At 75.9% G+C, this 2,755-nt stretch carries 3 protein-coding genes and 1 pseudogene; all 4 read right to left on the bottom strand.

Annotation, left to right across the window (positions count from 1 at the left end):
• On the bottom strand, nt 1–1,631 hold a 1,631-nt coding region (gene feoB / locus CWIS_RS10445), incomplete at its 3' end, for a ferrous iron transport protein B (protein ID WP_048343238.1).
• On the bottom strand, nt 1,628–1,864 hold the full coding sequence (locus CWIS_RS10440) for a FeoA family protein (RefSeq protein WP_048343228.1): 237 nt from the start codon (nt 1,862–1,864) through the stop codon (nt 1,628–1,630). The genes feoB and CWIS_RS10440, both read right to left, overlap by 4 nt.
• A 98-nt stretch (nt 1,865–1,962) precedes the next feature.
• Nucleotides 1,963–2,400, bottom strand: a complete 438-nt coding sequence (locus tag CWIS_RS10435) for an OsmC family peroxiredoxin (protein ID WP_048343227.1) — start codon at nt 2,398–2,400, stop codon at nt 1,963–1,965.
• 174 nt (nt 2,401–2,574) lie between these two features.
• A pseudogene (locus CWIS_RS18915) lies at nt 2,575–2,755 on the bottom strand (ATP-binding protein); the annotation flags it as partial.

Raw genomic sequence — 2,755 nt, 5'->3', positions numbered from 1 at the left:
GCGAGCACGGGGGCGAGCGTCGAGGCGGCGCGCCCGTACAGCGAGTCCTGCACGGGCACGTCGGCGATCGCGTGATGGCCCGTCACGGGGATCGCCATGAGCAACCACACCGCGGTGAGCGTCCCGACGATGATCACGCCCGCCTTCCGGGCGAACGCGAGCACCCGGACCCACACCGACAACGCGATCGGCCGCGGCGCGGGGCGCTGGTAGGCGGGCAGCGCGAGGACGAGCGGCTCGCGGCGGACGTCGCGGAACAGCGTGCGCCGCAGCGCCAGACCGCCGAGCACGACGAGCGCGGCGGACGCGAGGTACATGACGAAGATGACGGTGCCCGCGTGCTGCGGGAAGAACACCGACGCGAGGAGCACGTACACCGTGAGCCGTGCGGTGCACGACGTGAACGGGATGAGCAGCCCCGTGAGCAGCCGCTGACGCGCGTGCGGGAGCGTGCGGGTCGCGGCCAGGGCGGGCAGGTTGCAGCCGAAGCCGACGACGAGCGGCAGCACCGCCCGGCCGTCGAGTCCGATCGCCCGCATCGCGCGGTCGGCGACGAACGCCGCGCGGGCGAGGTAGCCGCAGTCCTCGAGCAGGGCCACCGCGACGAACACCAGCGCGAGCAGCGGGACGAACGACAGCACCGTCCCGACGCCCGCGAGGGCGCCGTCGACGAGCAGGCCCTCGAGCCAGTGCCACGGGCCCGACGACGGCAGGGCGGCGCGCACCGCGTCGGCGAGCCACCCGTTCACGAGCGTGTCGACCGCGGCGATGAGCGGGGCGGCCACGGTCGTCGCGAGCTGGAACAGGGCCCACATGACGACGAGCAGCACCGGGATCCCCGCGCGCGGGTCCAGGAGCACGCGGTCCACGCGGTCCGACCAGGTGCGCACGGGTGACCGCGGCGCGTCGCCCCCGAGCTGCACGGCGGCCAGCACGTCGGCGACCCACGCGAACACGCGCTCGGCCTCGTCGTCGCTCGCGGCGGTGCCGGCCGCGGCCGCCTCCCCCTCGAGCACGGTGTCCGGAGCGGTCCCGGGCGTGGTGACGCGTCGGCTCGGCGCGGTCGTGAGGCGGCGGGGGTGCGTCAGCGCGAGGGCGACGGCCGAGGCGAGCCGCTCGAGGCCGGCCCCGGTGCGCGGGTCGACCACGACCACAGGGACGCCGAGCTGGTCCGCGAGGGCGTCGGCGGGCACGGTCAGCCCTCGCGTGCGAGCGACGTCGGTCATGGTCAGCGCGACGACGACGGGCCGCGCGGCGCTCGCGACCTGACCCGCCAGCACGAGCGACCGGGCCAGCCCCGCGGCGTCGACCAGGAGCACGACGAGGTCGGTGCTGTCGTCGTGCACGGCGTGCGCGGCGACCTGCTCGTCGGGCGAGCGCGCGTCGAGGCTGTACGTACCGGGCAGGTCGACGAGGCGGCACGGGACGCCACCCACGCGCCAGCGGCCCTCCTGCAGCTCGACCGTCGTCCCGGGGGCGTTGACCACGCGCTGTCGCGCGCCCGTGAGCGCGTTGAACAGGGTCGACTTGCCCACGTTCGGGTTGCCGACGAGCGCGATGCGGGGCTCGTCGAGCACGGCGGCGCCGACCGGCCCGGGCGAGATCGCCGCGGGCGCCTCGTGGCAGCTCATGACGTGGTCAGGTCGACGGGCGCGACGTACACGTGGACGCACGTCTGGGCGTCGAGCGCGAACCGGTCCGCACCGATCCCCACGACCCGGCCGCCGAACCCGCCGCGGTGCGTGACGTGCACGACCGCCCCCGGAGCCAGTCCCAGCTCACGGCAGCGTCTGCGCATCGCCCCGTCGAGGTCGATGCGCGTGACCCGGACCACGTCGCCCGGCGTGCTCTGCGCGAGGTTCACGCACTCGACGCTAGTGATGAGGTGAGGCAATCCTCACGGGACGGAAGTCCCGAACACCTCGCCCCGGGACCTGGGTTCCGGGGCGAGGTGCCCTCGGGTCACGCGAGAGCTGCGTCCAGCGTGATCTCGGTACCGGTCAGGGCCTTGCTCACCGGGCAGCCGAGCTTGGCGCTCTCGGCGGCCGCGAGGAAGCCGTCGGCGTCGAGCCCCTCGACCTGCCCGCGCACCCGCAGGGCGATCCCGGAGATCCGGAATCCGCCGGCGGGGTCGGGCCGCAGCGTGACGTCGGCCGTCACGTCGAGCCCGACGGGCGTGCCGCCGGCCTCGGCGATGACCGCGGAGAGCTGCATCGCGTAGCAGGACGAGTGGGCGGCGGCGATCAGCTCCTCGGGGCTGGTGACGCCCTCGGCGTCGTCGGCCGCGCGGCGCGGGAACGAGACGTCGTACGCCCCGGCGCCCGAGCTCGTGAGCTCGACGTGACCGGTGCCCTCGGTCAGGGTGCCGTGCCAAGAGGTCTTCGCGCTGCGCGTGGGCATGTCCGCTCCTTCTCGTCGGGGTGGTGGGCGCTCGTCGTGCCGCGCGAGGCGGCGCCGCCGGGCCCGTCCGCCCACGCTAGGCCCCCGCCCGCCGCGGCGCAGCCCGGCGCCCACATCGCGGCGCGACCCGCGCACGGGGGCCCACCAGGGCCACGACCAGGACGGCGGCGAGCGTCAGCGGGCGCGTTCGAGGTGGGTCGCCACGACCGCCTGCGGCGCACCCGCCTCGCGCAGCGTCCACGCCGCACGGGCGTGCAGCGCACGTCGGTCGGCGGGCAGCAGCCCGCCGTACAGCGCCGCGCGCACCACGTCGTGCCGGAACACGAGCCGGTCGCCACGCGCCTGCACGACGCCC

It is taken from the genome of Cellulomonas sp. A375-1 (assembly GCF_001040865.1).
GTDB classification, from domain to species: domain Bacteria; phylum Actinomycetota; class Actinomycetes; order Actinomycetales; family Cellulomonadaceae; genus Cellulomonas; species Cellulomonas gelida.
The sequence above is the reverse complement of the archived record's forward strand: the minus strand, read 5'-3'. Positions and strand labels throughout refer to the sequence as shown.